This window comes from Pedococcus sp. P1_H8, from assembly GCF_056405175.1.
Map to the genome: position 1 here is coordinate 1 of NZ_JBFUCP010000179.1, position 486 is coordinate 486.

The window sequence follows — 486 nt, forward strand, 5'->3', positions numbered from 1 at the left end:
CGGGTCGCCGAGCCGGAGCTCGATCCTGGTCCCCAGCTGGTCCTTGAGGGCCGGACGGATCTCGCCCCAGCGGGAGGCCGTGACCACCACGTGGACGCCGAAGGACAGGCCCTGGCCGGCGAGCGCACCGATCTGAGCCTCCAGCGGCTCGAAGTCCTGCCGGATGCCCGGCCAGCCGTCGATCACCAGGAACACGTCGCCGAAGGGGTCCGCCGCGACCGCGTCGGCGTCGGGCCCGCCAGCTCCACGCAGCCGCCGGAACTCGGCCATCGAGTCGATACCGAGCCCGCGGAACCGCTGTTCGCGCCGCCGGAGCACGGCGCTCACCTCCGCGACGGTACGCCGGACCCGGTCCACGTCGAGGCGGTTGGCGACCGAGCCGACGTGCGGCACCCCGGCCAGCCCGGCCAGCGTGCCGCCGCCGAAGTCGAGGCAGTAGAACTGCACCTGCCGCGGCGAATGTGTCAGTGCCAGTGACAGGATCAG

The 486-nt window shown here is 73.0% G+C and carries 1 protein-coding gene; it reads right to left on the reverse strand.

All coding sequences use genetic code 11. The annotated features are described in order from the left end of the window. Nucleotides 1–486: FtsK/SpoIIIE domain-containing protein (locus AC1DYG_RS19480; protein WP_477641503.1), on the reverse strand; the 486-nt coding region annotated here is incomplete at its 3' end.